Source organism: Lutibacter aestuarii (genome assembly GCF_042676885.1).
Lineage (GTDB): Bacteria > Bacteroidota > Bacteroidia > Flavobacteriales > Flavobacteriaceae > Lutibacter > Lutibacter aestuarii.
This window is the reverse complement of the sequence record NZ_JBHTIC010000002.1, coordinates 132,340-148,544: the sequence shown is the minus strand read 5'-3', so window position 1 is coordinate 148,544 and position 16,205 is coordinate 132,340. Positions and strand designations below refer to the sequence as shown.

The 16,205-nt window shown below is 29.4% G+C and carries 13 protein-coding genes; 10 read left to right on the top strand and 3 right to left on the bottom strand.

Translation table 11 applies throughout. The features are described 5' to 3' along the window. Window positions 1–29: 29 nt before the first annotated feature. The 3 genes from ACFQZW_RS00665 (at window position 30) to murI (ending at window position 2,215) form a co-directional block, all read left to right on the top strand. Window positions 30–821: an OmpH family outer membrane protein gene (locus ACFQZW_RS00665; RefSeq protein WP_298264779.1), complete on the top strand. Its 792-nt coding sequence runs from the start codon at window positions 30–32 to the stop codon at window positions 819–821. Between the two features lie 19 nt (window positions 822–840). Next, window positions 841–1,341, top strand: a complete 501-nt coding sequence (locus tag ACFQZW_RS00660; RefSeq protein WP_298264778.1) for an OmpH family outer membrane protein — start codon at window positions 841–843, stop codon at window positions 1,339–1,341. Window positions 1,342–1,420: 79 nt separating this feature from the next. After that, entirely contained in the window at window positions 1,421–2,215 is a 795-nt protein-coding gene (gene murI, locus ACFQZW_RS00655; RefSeq protein ID WP_386781284.1) for a glutamate racemase, read from the top strand. A 5-nt stretch (window positions 2,216–2,220) separates the two neighbouring features. Here the strand turns inward: murI and ACFQZW_RS00650 are convergent, their stop codons facing one another. Next, window positions 2,221–2,730 (bottom strand): gamma carbonic anhydrase family protein, encoded by a 510-nt coding sequence (locus ACFQZW_RS00650; protein WP_298264774.1) that lies wholly within the window; start codon window positions 2,728–2,730, stop codon window positions 2,221–2,223. Between the two features lie 434 nt (window positions 2,731–3,164). On the opposite strand from ACFQZW_RS00650, the gene ACFQZW_RS00645 reads away from it, so the two are divergent. From ACFQZW_RS00645 to ACFQZW_RS00615, 7 genes are all read left to right on the top strand, one after another. Continuing rightward, complete coding sequence (locus ACFQZW_RS00645; RefSeq protein WP_298286754.1) at window positions 3,165–3,578, top strand: HYC_CC_PP family protein; 414 nt, start codon at window positions 3,165–3,167, stop codon at window positions 3,576–3,578. Between the two features lie 112 nt (window positions 3,579–3,690). Then, on the top strand, window positions 3,691–7,380 hold the full coding sequence (locus ACFQZW_RS00640; RefSeq protein WP_386781283.1) for an efflux RND transporter permease subunit: 3,690 nt from the start codon (window positions 3,691–3,693) through the stop codon (window positions 7,378–7,380). Then, a complete protein-coding gene (locus tag ACFQZW_RS00635) occupies window positions 7,370–8,590 on the top strand; it encodes a TolC family protein (protein ID WP_298286750.1) in 1,221 nt (406 codons plus the stop codon). Before ACFQZW_RS00640 ends, ACFQZW_RS00635 begins: the two co-directional genes overlap by 11 nt. A 1-nt stretch (window position 8,591) precedes the next feature. Further along, window positions 8,592–10,364, top strand: a complete 1,773-nt coding sequence (locus ACFQZW_RS00630; protein ID WP_386781282.1) for an efflux RND transporter periplasmic adaptor subunit — start codon at window positions 8,592–8,594, stop codon at window positions 10,362–10,364. 33 nt (window positions 10,365–10,397) lie between these two features. Beyond that, window positions 10,398–10,970: a helix-turn-helix domain-containing protein gene (locus ACFQZW_RS00625; protein ID WP_372802773.1), complete on the top strand. Its 573-nt coding sequence runs from the start codon at window positions 10,398–10,400 to the stop codon at window positions 10,968–10,970. 79 nt (window positions 10,971–11,049) lie between these two features. Beyond that, a complete protein-coding gene (locus tag ACFQZW_RS00620) occupies window positions 11,050–11,415 on the top strand; it encodes a heavy metal-binding domain-containing protein (RefSeq protein WP_386781281.1) in 366 nt (121 codons plus the stop codon). Between the two features lie 122 nt (window positions 11,416–11,537). Beyond that, the gene (locus ACFQZW_RS00615) at window positions 11,538–14,024 is read left to right on the top strand and encodes a heavy metal translocating P-type ATPase (protein WP_386781280.1); all 2,487 of its coding nucleotides are present in this window, start codon (window positions 11,538–11,540) and stop codon (window positions 14,022–14,024) included. Window positions 14,025–14,159: 135 nt separating this feature from the next. On the opposite strand, the gene ACFQZW_RS00610 is transcribed toward ACFQZW_RS00615, so the two are convergent. Together ACFQZW_RS00610 and ACFQZW_RS00605 are read right to left on the bottom strand one after the other, a co-directional pair. Further along, window positions 14,160–14,519 (bottom strand): hypothetical protein, encoded by a 360-nt coding sequence (locus ACFQZW_RS00610; protein ID WP_386781279.1) that lies wholly within the window; start codon window positions 14,517–14,519, stop codon window positions 14,160–14,162. Window positions 14,520–14,879: 360 nt separating this feature from the next. After that, window positions 14,880–16,205, bottom strand: coding sequence for a sigma-54-dependent transcriptional regulator (locus tag ACFQZW_RS00605; protein ID WP_298286740.1), 1,326 nt, complete (start codon window positions 16,203–16,205; stop codon window positions 14,880–14,882).

Sequence of the window (16,205 nt, the reverse complement as noted above, 5' to 3'; positions counted from 1 at the left end):
GCACGGTTTTTTCTAAATACATATTAGTTATGACAAAAAAAGTTCTTTTATTTGCGTTTTTAATTTCAACCATTACAATTACTGCTCAAAAGGCTCAAAAAATAGGTTATATTGATATGGAATATATTTTAGAAAATATTCCTGAATATAATGATGCTCAAGCAAAAATAAATGCAAAAGCAGCTAAATGGCAAACTGAAATTGAAAAACAACAAAAAGAAATTGACAATTTAAAAGCTGAATTAATTAATGAAAAAGCGTTATTAACAGAAGAATTAATAATTGATAAAGAAGAAGACATTGAAATTAAAGAATTAGAATTAAAACAATTACAAATTGCACACTTTGGATCGGATGGTGATTTATATTTTTTAAGAAAGCAATTAGTAAAACCAATACAAGATTTAGTTTACAACTCTATTCAAGATATTGCAAAAAAACGTAAATACGATTTTGTTTTAGATAAGTCTAGCGATTTAATAATGCTGTACACCAATTCTTCATTTGACATTAGTGATTTAGTAATTAGTAGTATTACACGAACTAAAAAAGTTGAAGAAGCAAATGAAAGAAAAAATAAAAATAACGAAGTTGAGAGCATTAACGATATAAATGATAAAAAAACTGATGCAGCCGAACAAAAAGTAGATGAAAGAGCTGCAAAAAAAGCCGCCCTGCAAAAGAAAATTGAAGCTAAAAAAGCCGCTCAACTTAAAAAAAGAGAAGACCTTAAAAAAGCTATAGAAGAAAAAAGAAAAAAACGAATAAAGGAAATTGAAGAGGCAAAAAAAGCCAAAGAAGAAAAAAACAAGAATAATTAATTTAAACAACAAGAAAAAAATGAAACAATTTAGAACCTTATTATTAGTTGCAATAATAACTTTGGGATTTAATTCTTTACAAGCACAAACAAAAGTAGGTCATATTAGTACAGATTTGTTAATTAGCTTAATGCCTGAAACTAAAGTATTAAATACGGAATTAGAAAAGTTAAGCAAAACTTACGAAACAGAACTGAAAGCTGAAGAAGCCAAATTGGAAGCTAAATTAAAAAAATACGAAGCTGAAGCTAAATCTCAAACAGATGAGGTTAACCAACAAAGAGGAATTGAAGTACAACAAGACCAACAAAACTTGTATCAAGCATCTCAAGTTGCAAGAGAAGATATCACTAAAAAAAGAAACGAAAAGCTAAAACCTATTTTAGAAAAAGCTAAAAAAGCTATTGAAGATGTTGCATCTGAACAAGGTTTTACATACGTTTTAGAAGCTTCAACTTTAATTGTAGCTAATGGAACAGATTTACTTCCTGCTGTAAAAGCTAAATTAGGAATTAACTAAAAAAACCTAATTTCTTATAAAATTTAATCCCGCAATAGCGGGATTTTTTTTACTTTTAATCTAAGAGATGATAACTATAATGACAAAAAATAATCAACCTATTGGCTTATTTGATTCTGGAATTGGCGGAACTTCAATTTGGAAAGAAGTTATTAAGTTATTACCTAATGAAAAAACAATTTACTTAGCAGATAGTAAAAATGCACCTTATGGTGAAAAATCTTCTCAGGAAATTTTAACCTTAGCTATTAAAAACACCGAATTTTTAATTTCAGAAGGATGTAAATTAATTATTGTTGCCTGCAATACAGCTACCACAAATGCAATTGATTATTTAAGAGAAAACTACCCTATTCCATTTATAGGTATTGAACCTGCTATAAAACCTGCCGCATTATTTAGTAAAACTGGAGCCATCGGTATTTTAGCTACTAAAGGAACTCTTAGTAGTAAACTATTTGCAAAAACCGCCAAAGAATATACTAAAAATATAACTATTATTGAACAAGATGGTGAAGGTTTAGTAACACTAATAGAAAATGGCAAAACAAACTCGGCTGAATTAAACACTTTACTTACCAAGTATTTAAAGCCTATGCTTCAATTTAATATAGACCATTTAGTATTAGGCTGTACACATTACCCATATTTAATTTCACAAATAACCAAAATTATAGGAGAAAATGTAATTATAATTGATTCTGGTGAAGCGGTTGCAAAACAAACCAAAAGTGTTTTAGAAAAAAATAAGTTGCTAGCAAATTCAACAACTAATTTAGTTCATCAACTATATACAAATTCAGAACCAAAAATTTTAGAACAAATTATTAAAGATGTTTCTATTAATTTTAGAGTTGAAAAATTAGACTTTTAGTTAATTTACTTATACCAACTAGCATACTTCACATAGTTATTTGCAATTCTATCGATTTCACCTGAAACTAATTCTTCACTAATATCTTTAACCTTTTTTGCAGGAACTCCTGCATATACACTCCCAGATTTTATATGAGTTCCTTTGGTAACCACCGCACCAGCTGCAATAATAGAATTACTTTCAACAACACAATCATCCATAACAATTGCTCCCATACCAATTAATACATTGTCATGTATGGTGCATCCATGTACTAAGGCATTATGACCTATTGATACACTATTTCCAATATTAGTTGGATACTTTTGATACGTAGCATGAATTACAGCTCCGTCTTGAACATTTACTTTATTTCCCATTTTAATGTAGTGAACATCTCCTCTAATAACTGCATTATACCATATACTACATTGATTTCCCATAGAAACTTCTCCAATTACAACCGCATTTTCTGCAAAAAAACAATCATCCCCAAACTGAGGTTTGTTTCCATTCAATTCTTTTATAATCATTTAAACTATTTTTTATTTAACATTTAAAAAAAGCCATTTATATTTGGACAACCATTTTTTGCGTTGTTTACAACATAAATTGACCTCTACTATAAGTTGATAACAATCTCCAATCTAATAAAATATCTCCTTGCTATTTGATATAAGTCAATCTAATCTTTTCGCAATTACTTAATACTGCTAATGGATGAACTAAAAAAACATTCTCTAATAAATAATCAGAGTAAATAGGCAATATTTTTTGTGTATTTAATATCATGGAATTATGCCTCGCAATAATACACTGTTAATTTAAACAACTTCAAATATAGTATTTATTCATAAAAACTGACTTAACATTGTTTATTCATTTACAAAAAAATAGAAGTCTTTTTAGTGTATTTAACAAAGTTTTAAACAAATAATTCTAAAATATCGTATCTTTGTAAAAGTTTATGAAACAAGTTTTTAAAAAAATAACCGCTGTTTTAATGGCATTTGTAGTACTTTTTTCTACAATGTCATTTACTATTAGTGAACACTTTTGTGGTGATTTACTAGTGGACAGCGCTCTTTTTTCTAAAGCTGAGTCTTGCGGTATGGAAATGCAAACATCTCCAATTGAAGATTGTACTATTAAAAAAGACAATTGTTGTAGTGATGTTATTATCCAATTTGAAGGACAAAGCGAATTAAAAATAGATGTCATTAAATTAAATTATGAACAACATTTTTTTGTTGCATCTTTCATTTATACCTATGTTAATTTATTTGAAGGATTAGATAAAAACATTGTTCCATTTAAAGATTACTCTCCTCCTCTACTCGTCAGGGACATACATGTATTAGACGAAGTTTATTTAATTTGATTTTAAATTTTTAGAAATATTATCTCAATTAATTTTTATTAATCTGAGATTGTAATGTGGTGCATTTTATGCAAAAAACAATAAAATTCTAAACAATTTAAAATACTTACTTATGCTAAATAAAAGCATTAAATTTTTAATAGAAAATAAACTTGTAGCCGTACTCATATTAGTTGTATTTATTGGATGGGGTATTTCTACGGCTCCATTTGATTGGGAAACAGGAAACTTTCCTAGAAACCCAGTTGCTGTTGATGCTATTCCAGATATTGGAGAAAATCAACAAATTGTTTTTACTAAATGGGATGGGAGATCTCCTCAAGACATTGAAGACCAAATTACCTATCCATTAACAACCTCCTTATTAGGAATTCCAGGGGTAAAAACTATCAGAAGTTCTTCAATGTTTGGACTTTCAAGTATTTATATCATTTTTGAAGAAGATGTTGAATTTTACTGGAGTCGTAGTCGAATTTTAGAAAAATTAAACTCGCTTCCAAATGGATTATTACCCAACGATGTTCAACCAGCATTAGGTCCTGATGCCACAGGGCTTGGTCAAATATATTGGTATACTTTAGAAGGTAGAGATGAACACGGAAATGTAACAGGAGGCTGGGATTTACATGAATTAAGAAGCATTCAAGATTACTACGTTAAATACGCATTATCTTCGGCTTCTGGAGTTTCTGAGGTTGCTTCAATTGGTGGTTACGTACAAGAATACCAGATAGATGTTAATCCTGATATTTTAAAAGAATATAATATCTCATTACAACAAGTTGTAAATGCTGCAAGAAATACCAATAAAGACATTGGTGCCAAAACCATTGAAATTAATCAAGCAGAATATTTAGTTCGTGGATTGGGATATATTAAATCGGTTGAAGATATTGAAAATGCTGTAGTAACTTCTTCAAATTTTACCTCAATTCTAATTAAGGATGTTGCCAAAGTTTCATTAGGCCCAGCAGAAAGAAGAGGAATATTAGACAAAGAAGGTGCTGAAGTAGTTGGTGGCGTTGTAGTAGCTCGTTATGGTGCAAACCCAATGGAGGTTATTACCAATGTCAAAAAACAAATTACTGATATTGGCGCCGGACTACCTTCAAAAGTATTAAAAGATGGAAGAACATCGCAACTTACTATAGTTCCGTTTTATGATAGAACTGAATTGATTCAAGAAACATTAAACACCTTAGATGAAGCTTTAACTCTAGAAATTTTAATTACAATTTTAGTAATAATTGTTATGGTATTCAACTTAAGAGCCTCCATTTTAATTTCAAGTCTTTTACCAATTGCCGTTTTAATGGTTTTTATTTCAATGAAATTATTTAATGTAGATGCTAATATTGTTGCACTATCAGGAATAGCCATTGCTATTGGAACTATGGTAGATGTAGGTGTTATTTTATCTGAAAACATTATTAGGCATATGGATGAAGATGGTCATAAAACTCCTATTAATAGATTAGTTTATAATGCAACTACTGAAGTTTCTGGAGCAATTATTACTGCAGTAATGACTACCATTATTAGTTTTATTCCTGTTTTTACTATGATAGGAGCTGAAGGTAAATTATTTAGACCTTTAGCATTTACAAAAACCATGGCGTTAACCGCTTCCTTAATTGTTGCTTTATTTTTAATTCCCCCATTTGCTGCTTGGTTATTTGGATGGAAATCATCCATAAAAAAAGGAAGATATATAGGGAATATTGGATTAATCATTACAGGTATTGTTGGTATATTTAGTGGTTATTATATTGCTTTATTACTAATAGCATTTGGTATTTCAGGCCTTTTAAAAATCAAAGAAATTCTTTCTGAAAAAAAATCAAATTTGGTTAATATCATTATTTCAGCACTTGCAATTATAACCTTATTAAGCGTTTATTGGAGACCTTTAGGAGTGGATTATTCAGTTAGTGTAAATTTAATTTTTGTAGCTATTATTTGTTTTGGATTACTCGGAGGTTTTATTCTTTTTAGAAGGTTTTATGTAACTATTTTAAAATGGGCATTAAATAACAAAATACTATTTTTAAGTATTCCAACACTAATAATTATTTTAGGTGTAAGTGTATGGAAAAATACAGGTAAAGAATTTATGCCTGCTTTAAATGAAGGCTCTTTTTTGTTAATGCCAACTTCTATGCCACATTCTGGTATTGCCGAAAACAAGCGTGTTTTACAACAATTAGATATGGCTGTAGCAACTATTCCTGAAATTAAAACCGTTGTTGGGAAAGCAGGTAGAGTTGAAAGCGCTTTAGATCCGGCTCCACTTTCTATGTATGAAAATGTTATTATTTACAAACCAGAATACAAATTAGATAAAGAGGGTAAACGATTAAAATTTAAAGTAAATAACAATGGATTATTTGAAACAATTTCAGGGCAGTTTATTGCTTCAGGAACCAAAATAGAAACCAGAAATTTAATTAAAGATTCTAAAGGAGAGTATTACAGAAACTGGCGTAAAAAAATTAAAAATGCTGATGATATTTGGGATGAAATTGTCAAAGTAACAAAGCTTCCAGGTGTAACCTCAGCTCCAAAATTACAACCTATTGAAACTCGTTTGGTTATGTTACAAACAGGTATGCGTGCTCCAATGGGAATTAAAATTAAAGGTCAAAATTTAAAACAAATAGAAGAATTTGGTTTAAAATTAGAAACTGTATTAAAACAAATACCTGGTGTAAAAAAAGAAGCGGTTTTTGCCGATAGAATTGTTGGAAAACCTTATTTACTTATAGAAATAGACAGAGATAAATTGGCTAGATATGGATTAAATATCGAAAATATTCAGAGTATCTTAGAAATTTCCGTCGGAGGAAAATTATTAACACAAACTGTTGAAGGAAGAGAGAGATACGGAGTTCGTGTTCGCTATCCAAGAGAGCAAAGAACAAGTCCTAAAGATTTAGAGAAAATATATGTTCCTACACCTAATGGTAGTCCAATACCATTATCAGAAGTGGTCTCAATTACATATGAACAAGGCCCTCAAGTGATAAAAAGTGAAGACACCTTTTTGGTTGGCTACGTGCTATTTGACAAACTAAAAGATGAAGCCGAAGTAACAGTGGTAGAAAGAGCTCAAAAAGCAATACAAGGTCAAATTGATCGTGGAGAATTGGTGATCCCTAAAGGCATTAATTACCAATTTACTGGAACATATGAAAACCAATTAAGAGCTGAAAAAACATTATCGATAGTAGTTCCTTTAGCCTTAATCATCATTTTTTTAATTCTATATTTTCAATTTCGTTCAGTAACAACTTCATTCATGGTTTTTACAGGAATAGCTGTTGCTTTTGCTGGAGGTTTTATGATGATATGGCTGTATGGAGAGTCATGGTTTTTAAACTTTGATGTTTTTGGAGTAAATCTTCGTGAATTATTTCAAATGGATCCTATTAATTTAAGTGTTGCTGTTTGGGTTGGTTTTATTGCGTTATTTGGAATTGCTACCGATGATGGTGTAGTAATGGCGACCTATTTAACACAAACTTTTAAAAAAAATAAACCAACAACAACACAAGAAATAAGAACTTCTGTAATTGAAGCAGGAGAAAAAAGAATTCGCCCTTGTTTAATGACAACAGCCACCACAATGCTTGCTTTACTACCAGTTTTAACTTCAACAGGTAGAGGTTCTGATATTATGATTCCAATGGCAATTCCAAGTTTTGGAGGCATGTTAATTGCTTTAATCACCTTATTTGTTGTACCAGTATTATACAGCCTTAAACAAGAAGTTTCATTAAAAAAAGTGAAAAATGAAAACTAAATTAATACATATAATTTTGCTGTTAATTAGCTTCACAGCTCATTCGCAAACTTTAGATAATTATTTAACTATTGCTGCAGAAAACAGCCCTGAATTAAAAGCCATTCAATATCAATATCAAAGTGCTTTAGAAAAAATAAATGAAGTGGGTAGCATTCCAAATACTAATATATCGGTAGGGTATTTTGCTCAAGAAGTAGAAACAAGAGTTGGGGCTCAAAAAGCTAAAATCTCAGCTTCACAAATGTTGCCTTGGTTTGGTACTTTAAATGCAAAAAAAGAAAGTGCTCAATTTAAGGCTAAAGCCCAGTTGAACACTTATGATTTTGCAAAAAGAAAGCTCTTTTTGGCAATTAAAACTGCATATTTTGAGTTGTTTGAATTAAAAGCTAAAGAAGATATTTTACTACAAAATATTGAAATTCTGAACACTTTTGAAAATTTAGCACTTAATGCATTAGAAAATAATCGATCTACAATGGTAGAAGTTCTTAAAATTAGAATCGAAAAAAATGAGCTTACAAACCAATTAAATACCATTCAAGAAAATTTGAAAGCTAAAAAAATTACTTTCAACCTTTTATTAAATAGAAATCAAAACGAAGTTATATCAATTGCTGATCATATAACAATTATTGATTTACAAACTTTTAACAAAGAAGACATTTCTAGCAATCCAAAAATGTTAGCATTGGATAATTTAAAAAGTGCTACTAAAAAAACTGAATTAGCAACTCAAAAAGAAAGTTTACCAACTATAGGAATTGGCTTAGACTATGGTTTTATTGAAAATAGAGCTGTTGAAAACCTTGCTGATAACGGAAAAGATATTGTTATGCCAATGGTTACCGTTTCATTTCCTTTGTTTTCTAAAAAATACAGCTCTAAACAAAAGCAATTACAATTAGAGCAAAAAGCAATTGAAATAACTAAAGTTAATACATACAATCAATTACAAACCATTTTTGAAAATGCAAAAAGTAAACTTTCTAATTCAAAGGTTTCAATTGCAACACAAATCAAAAATATTGATGAGGCAGAAAGTGCAAAAAAAGTATTGTTAGCTGCTTATGAAACTTCAAAAATTGATTTTGAACAATTACTTGAAATTCAGCAATTACAATTAAAATTTCAACTAAAAAAAGTGATTTCAGAAAAAGAGTATGAAATTCAAAAATCAACTCTAGAATTTTTAACAAAAGATAACTAAGATGAAAAAATATATAATTTACATAGGAATATTAACAACTGGTCTAATTTCAGGATGGTTGTTATTTGGAAATTCTTCAAATGTAGAAGAAAACCACAATCACGAAACTTCTCAAACAGAAAATCAACAATGGACCTGTTCAATGCATCCTCAAATTATGCAACCTGAACCTGGAGATTGCCCAATTTGTGGTATGGATTTAATTCCTGCTGAAACTTCAGCTGATGGACTAACAGCTAATGAGTTTAAAATGAGTACAAATGCTTTGGCTTTGGCTAATATAGAAACCACCGTTATAGGCTTTAATACTACTCCTAAAGAAGGGCTTTTTCTTGTTGGAAAAATTAAAGAAAATGAAAAAACAAATGCCATACAAACAGCTCATTTTGGAGGAAGAATTGAAAAACTATTTGTAAATTCAACAGGAGAAATGGTAACAAAAGGACAACCATTGGCTCTTATCTATTCTCCAGAATTAGTAACAGCTCAAAAAGAATTATTGACAGCTTCAGAAATTAAAAATTCTGATGTAAGCTTATACAATGCTGTAAAAAACAAACTAAAATTATGGAAACTTTCAGAAAATCAGATTCATAAAATTGAGAAATCGAAAACCATTATTACTAATTTTCCTGTTTACGCAAATGTTACTGGCGTGGTTAGTACAAAAATGGTTGAAGAAGGTACTTATATTAAAGAAGGTCAAGGGCTTTTTACTATTGCTAACTTAACTACTGTTTGGGCAAATTTTGATGCGTATGAAAAACAACTTTCCAGTATCCAATTGGGAGATGAAATTCGTATAACCACCAATGCAAACCCAAACAAAGAGTTTAAAGCTAAAATTTCATTTATTGACCCAATATTAAACACATTAACTAGAACGGTAACTGTTAGGGCTGAATTAAACAATCCTAAAGGAACTCTTAAACCTGGAATGTTTATTAAAGGTTTTATTACACCTTCAAATACAAAAAACAACCAACAAAAAACACTAATCATCCCTAAATCAGCTGTTTTGTGGACTGGTGAAAGATCTGTAGTTTATGTAAAAAAAGAAGGTCTAGAACCTGTTTTTGAAATGAGAGAAGTAACTTTAGGAAATGAGATTGGCAATAGTTATGAAATTTTAGATGGATTGTATGAACAAGAAGAAATTGTTACTAATGGAACCTTTACCATAGATGCTGCAGCACAATTACAAGGTAAAAAAAGCATGATGAATACAAAAAGTGGTAACGTAATTACTGGACACGAAAATCATATTGGAATGCAAGAAACTTCAAATCTAGAAGAAACAACAAATAGTATTGAACAAATAAACGTTCCTTTAAAATTTCAACAACAGCTTCATGAAGTGCTCTTAGCTTATTTACAAGTTAAAGATGCATTGGTGAATGATAATTCTAATGTCGCTCAAAAAGAAGCTTCAATTTTGTTGAAAAATTTACAACTTGTAGATATGAAGTTATTAACTGAAAATAAATCTCATAAGTTATGGATGACTCTTTTAAATAAGTTGACTACTTCTGCAAAAGAAATAGAAATCACAAATGATATTAAAGCCCAAAGAAATTCGTTTATTTCACTATCTAATAACATTACTAAATCTGTTGAAAGTTTTGGTGCAAATCAAAAAGTATATAAACAATTTTGTCCAATGGCAAACAGCGATAAAGGTGCTATTTGGTTAAGTTTGAATGAAAATATAGAAAACCCTTATTATGGAGAAATGATGCTAAAATGTGGTGTAGTACAAGCAACTATTGAATAACCAGCAAGTAGTTCTATCACAAAATTCAAAAACATGAGACTCGAGAATTTCACAATTGCAATAAAAAATATGGTTTGTGATCGCTGTATTAAAGTTATCACTGAAGAACTTAGAAAAAACAACCTGAAATTTATATGTGTAAAATTAGGTGAAATTCATTTCAAAAATACACTTACAGAACATGAATTAACAATTTTAAAAACCCTTCTAAAAAAGGAGGGTTTTGAAATTGTTGAAACGTTTGAAGCTAAAATAATAAATCAAATAAAAACGGTAATTATTGAAAATATTCATCACAAAAAACATCAATTATTAAATCAAAATTACTCCGCTTTTTTAGCATCAAAAATCGGTTTAAATTATTCTCAATTAAGTAAAATTTTCTCTGATTTAGAGAAAAATACTATTGAAAAATATATCATTCTGCAAAAAATTGAAAGAGTTAAAGAATTGCTAGTTTATAACGAATTAACCTTAAGTCAAATTTCTTATGATCTAAATTATAGCAGTCCTCAACACCTTTCTCGGCAGTTTAAAAAGGTTACAGGGCTTACACCAACTGAATACAAAAAACAAAGTTCTCGAAAAAAATTAGATACAATTTAACCTAAATTGTGCACAATTAACTTTTGAAATATTTAGACTTTTACACTTTAATAAGTATCGTAAATTAAACACTAAAAACATGAAAACAAAAATTTTAAGCATTGTTCTATTGATAGGACTTTTTTCAACAGTAACAGCTTTCTCTCAACAAAAAAAGCAAACAAAAGTAAAACATGATTCAACAAAAATGGATATGAATCATTCTAAAGTAAAAAACAAAAATACCTACGTCTGTCCAATGCATTCAGCAATTCAAAGTGATAAACCTGGTAAATGTTCAGAATGTGGTATGAATCTTAAAAAAATAAAACCCATTTATACGTGCCCAATGCATCTAGATATTAAAAATAGCCAACCTAGTAAATGTCCAAAATGTGGAATGAATTTGACTTTAAAAGAACTTGAAAAAAACAAAAAAGGTGAACATAAACACCTAAAAAATTAAAATAAAATTTTAGCAATTAAAAAGTGGAGTTCTAAAAACTCTCTTTTTTTACCATATTATTATACAAATATCATAGCCCAAAACACTCAAAAAAAAGTGTATCAAATTTAAAATTAAGGTTTATGAAACATACCTATTACATTTCAGGAATGACCTGTTCAGGTTGTAAAAATAATGTTGAAACTGCATTAACTACCCTAAAAGAAGTTAAAAAAGTTACTGTAAATTTGAAAACTAAAGAAGTTATTATTGACATGACTTCGCATATTACAATAGAAAACTTACAACAAGTTTTAACAAATGCAGGTTTACATTATACCATTGAATTACCAAACGTCGGGAAAAAGGACAAAAAAAAACACTCTAATACCTCTGAAAAAAAAGGAAATGGTGTTTTTTATTGTCCAATGCAGTGTGAAGGAACTAAAACCTATACTAAAAACGTAGGATGTCCAGTTTGCGGAATGGATTTAATTGAACAACCTAAACTTAGTCAAGAAACAACTTATACCTGTCCAATGCACCCTGAGATAATTCAGAATACTCCAGGGTTATGCCCTAAATGTGGAATGGATTTAGTTTTAATGGAGCCTAGCAAAAGCGAAGAAGATAAAACCTATAAAGAGTTAGTTAAAAAGATGAAAATTTCAGCTTTATTAGCAATTCCTGTTTTCTTCATATCTATGTCATCACATTTACCTAAAAATCCACTTTTAGAAATTACTTCACAATATTTTTGGGATTGGCTGCAGTTTATTTTAACCATTCCAATTGTGTTTTATACTTGCTGGATGTTTTTTGTAAGATGCTGGAAATCCATAGTATCTTGGAATTTAAACATGTTTACCTTAGTTGGTATTGGAACAGGAGCGGCTTTTATATTTAGTATAATTGGTTTATTTTTTCCAGAAGTATTTCCTTCAGAATTTAAAGGGATGTCTGGTCATGTAGACATCTATTTTGAAGCAACTGCAGTAATTCTTACTTTAGTTTTATTAGGGCAATTGTTAGAAGCTAAAGCACATAGCAAAACCAGTGGAGCAATTAAAGAGCTATTAAAATTAGCTCCTTCAGAAGCTACATTAGTTATCAATGGGGTTGATAAAACAGTGGCAATTAACACTATTAAAGTTAATGACTTGCTACGTGTAAAACCAGGTGAAAAAATTCCCGTTGATGGAATTATTGTAGAAGGTTCGAGTAGTATTGATGAATCTATGATTACAGGAGAACCTATTCCTGTAGATAAATCGGTTAATGATAATGTAAATTCTGGAACCATCAATACTACAAAATCTTTTGTAATGAAAGCCCAAAAGGTAGGTTCTGAAACCCTTTTATCTCAAATTGTAAAAATGGTAAGTGATGCGAGTAGATCTAGAGCTCCTATCCAAAAATTAGCAGATACCATTTCTAAATACTTTGTTCCTATTGTGGTTGTTATATCTATTATAACATTTATTGTTTGGGCCAATTTTGGGCCAGATCCGGCATTGGTTTATGCTTTTGTAAATTCGGTAGCCGTTTTAATTATAGCTTGTCCTTGTGCTCTAGGTTTGGCAACACCAATGTCTGTGATGGTTGGTATAGGAAAAGGAGCTCAAAATGGAATTTTAATAAAAAATGCAGAAGCTCTAGAAATTATGAATAAAGTAAATGTCTTAATTACAGATAAAACAGGTACAATTACAGAGGGAAGACCTTCAGTTGAAAAAATTTACATTTTAGATGAAAAGCCCGAAATAGTTTTAGGATATATAGCCTCTTTAAATCAATATAGTGAACATCCTTTGGCTAAGGCCATTGTACAATATGCCCATAAAAAAAATGCAGCATTAACTAAAGTACCCGACTTTGAAGCTATTTCAGGAATGGGAGTTGTAGGAACCATTCAACAAACTAAAATTGCTTTAGGAAATTTAAAATTGATGGAAACCATAAACGCCAAAATTCCTTCAACTTTAAAAAAAGAAATTCTTTCTGAACAAAAACTTGGTAAAACAGTTTCTTATATAGCTATTAATAATATTGCGTTAGGTTATGTAAGCATCTCAGATGCTATTAAAGATAGCAGTAAAAGGGCTATCCACAATCTAATAAAAGAAGGAATTGAGGTTATTATGTTAACAGGAGATAATGAAAATACTGCTAAAGCCGTTGCTGATGAATTAAAGTTGAGTAATTATAAAGCGAATTGTTTACCAAAAGATAAATTAGATTATATTAAAAAACTACAGGAAAAAGGTAACATTGTAGCTATGGCAGGTGATGGTATTAATGATGCTCCAGCATTAGCACAGTCTAATATAGGCATTGCTATGGGTACTGGTACAGATGTGGCCATAGAAAGTGCTGAAATAACTTTGGTTAAAGGAGATTTAGAAGGTATTGTTAAAGCTAATACACTAAGCAAAAAGACCCTTAAAAATATAAAACAAAATTTATTCTTTTCATTTGCTTACAACATTTTAGGAGTACCAATTGCCGCAGGATTATTATTCCCAATTTTTGGTGTTTTACTCTCTCCAATTATTGCTGCAGTTGCTATGAGTTTTAGCTCTGTATCTGTAATTACCAATGCACTTAGATTAAGAAACGTGAAAATTTAAATAAATAATCGCGTATGAGCGTGTGTAAGTTTTTACACACGCTTTAAATACGCTTAGCAAATTAAACATCAACACCAATTATTATGGTGAATCATGGCTTTTTCATAACAATTTTTACTCAAACACATTAAAAAATTATGCTAAAATTTCAGCTTTTAAAACTCTATATTCTCTGATATGAAATAAATACTGTTCTCTAAAAATCTCTTGCTGGTTAAGATAATACATATCACAAGCTATATCCATACATTCAATAGAATTTTCAACTTTACTTCTGTAATTATAGAAAATACTCAATAAAACTTCATTTTCTTCTTTTTTATCAAGCAACTCTTTTTCTAAAATTTTATTTATTACTAACTCTTTTTTTAACTTAAGTAAATGATTTATTTCAGTGGTTACAAACTCTAAATGCTCAATCCAATTAGCCAACTCTTTAGTTTGCAGCTTTACACTTATTTCTTCATCAGATTCGTGATTATAAAATAATGGCATTTTTTTAACAAGTTTAATTTTTAATTAAATTCAAATTCTGTTTTTTTAATCTCTATATCATGTTTTTTATTAATTTTATTTACTTCAAATTCACTACATGACCAAATAAATCGCTTACTCTCAGTTAATGTACAAGACTTTAAATGAATGCAAGTCGAACATAAACTACTATCTATTTTATACATAATGATATTATTTAATTTTAAATACAAATATCAATAGTTATTCCAAATCTATAAAAGGCAACTAAATAATTACTCAACAACTTGATTACAAGCGCATTGAGGAATTTTTTAAATAAAATGAATTGAGGAAATATTCCCCATGTGAAACAAAAACTCTCAGTTAAATGTAAATTTTCTATTGAATTTTTTGACGTAGTGTTTTTCTATCAATTTGAAGAATCTCCGCAGCTTTAGTTTTGTTATTGTTAGTAGCTGCTAAAACTTTAAGAATGTAGTTTTTTTCAAATTCTTTAAGGGGTAATAATGTAGAATTTTCAAAATTAATTTTAAATTTAAGATAGTTAGGTAAATCTTTAATCTCAATATTATTATCGCATAAAATTACAGCTTGTTGTATTACGTTTTCAAGTTCCCTAATATTTCCTTGCCAGTGATTACGCATTAAAATTTCCATTGCTTCCGATGAAATTTTTATAAATTTATCTTTATACTCTACTCCATACTTAAATAAAAATTTATCAACTAAAAGAGGAATATCAGATTTTCTATCTCTAAGTGGTGGAATCTTAATTTGAACTACCGTTAAACGGTAATATAAATCTTCTCTAAATAATTTTTTTTGAATGAGTTCCTCTAAATTATTATTGGTAGCCGTAATAACTCTCAAATCTAATTTTTCAACTTTTTGCGAACCAATTTTAGTAATTTCTTTTTCTTGTAGCACTCTTAATAATCTTGCCTGAACAGCCAATGGCGCGCTTCCAATTTCATCTAAAAAAATAGTTCCAGTATTAGCAGCTTGAAAAAAACCATTTCTATTAGAATCCGCACCCGTAAAAGCTCCTTTTACATACCCAAATAATTCGGACTCCAATAAAGATTCTGGAATGGCTGCACAATTAACTGTTATAAATGGGGCACGAGCAAATTTCCCCATATAATGAATTGCCCTTGCTACTAATTCTTTTCCTGTACCACTCTCTCCATGAATAAAAACAGTTGCTTTATTATTTTTTACTCTTTCAATAATTTCAGTCACTTTTTTTAATTCTTTCGAATTTCCAATTAATTCACCATAGTTTTGATTAGTTGATTTTTCAACTTTAGATGATGTAAAATTTGTTTTTGGTTTTTGTAAAAATGACTTTAAAACCGCTTCTTTTAATTCTTCTTTAGTAAAAGGTTTTACTAAATAATCAATAGCTCCAGATTTCATAACATCAACTGCCTCATGTAATGATGGGTAACCCGTAACAACTAATTTTGGCAATGATGGATAATGTTCCGACACATACTTAATCAACTGAAAACCATCAACTTCAGGCATTTTAAGATCTGTTATTAGTAAGTCGATAGAAGTGTCTTTTAAAATTTGAATGGCTTCTTTTACAGATATTGCCTTATAACTATGATAATTTAAATCTTGTAAATGTCTTTGGATAAGTTCTAATATATTAATATCATCATCAACAATTAATATGTTTTCTTGCTTTAAAGTCAT

What these genes read in the sequence shown, in the direction of transcription:
- ACFQZW_RS00665 (WP_298264779.1), top strand. Translation starts at nt 30, where the DNA reads ATGACAAAAAAAGTTCTTTTATTTGCGTTTTTAATTTCAACCATTACA.
- ACFQZW_RS00660 (WP_298264778.1), top strand. Translation starts at nt 841, where the DNA reads ATGAAACAATTTAGAACCTTATTATTAGTTGCAATAATAACTTTGGGA.
- murI (WP_386781284.1), top strand. Translation starts at nt 1,421, where the DNA reads ATGACAAAAAATAATCAACCTATTGGCTTATTTGATTCTGGAATTGGC.
- ACFQZW_RS00650 (WP_298264774.1), bottom strand. Translation starts at nt 2,730, where the DNA reads ATGATTATAAAAGAATTGAATGGAAACAAACCTCAGTTTGGGGATGAT.
- ACFQZW_RS00645 (WP_298286754.1), top strand. Translation starts at nt 3,165, where the DNA reads ATGAAACAAGTTTTTAAAAAAATAACCGCTGTTTTAATGGCATTTGTA.
- ACFQZW_RS00640 (WP_386781283.1), top strand. Translation starts at nt 3,691, where the DNA reads ATGCTAAATAAAAGCATTAAATTTTTAATAGAAAATAAACTTGTAGCC.
- ACFQZW_RS00635 (WP_298286750.1), top strand. Translation starts at nt 7,370, where the DNA reads ATGAAAACTAAATTAATACATATAATTTTGCTGTTAATTAGCTTCACA.
- ACFQZW_RS00630 (WP_386781282.1), top strand. Translation starts at nt 8,592, where the DNA reads ATGAAAAAATATATAATTTACATAGGAATATTAACAACTGGTCTAATT.
- ACFQZW_RS00625 (WP_372802773.1), top strand. Translation starts at nt 10,398, where the DNA reads ATGAGACTCGAGAATTTCACAATTGCAATAAAAAATATGGTTTGTGAT.
- ACFQZW_RS00620 (WP_386781281.1), top strand. Translation starts at nt 11,050, where the DNA reads ATGAAAACAAAAATTTTAAGCATTGTTCTATTGATAGGACTTTTTTCA.
- ACFQZW_RS00615 (WP_386781280.1), top strand. Translation starts at nt 11,538, where the DNA reads ATGAAACATACCTATTACATTTCAGGAATGACCTGTTCAGGTTGTAAA.
- ACFQZW_RS00610 (WP_386781279.1), bottom strand. Translation starts at nt 14,519, where the DNA reads ATGCCATTATTTTATAATCACGAATCTGATGAAGAAATAAGTGTAAAG.
- ACFQZW_RS00605 (WP_298286740.1), bottom strand. Translation starts at nt 16,205, where the DNA reads ATGACTTTAAAGCAAGAAAACATATTAATTGTTGATGATGATATTAAT.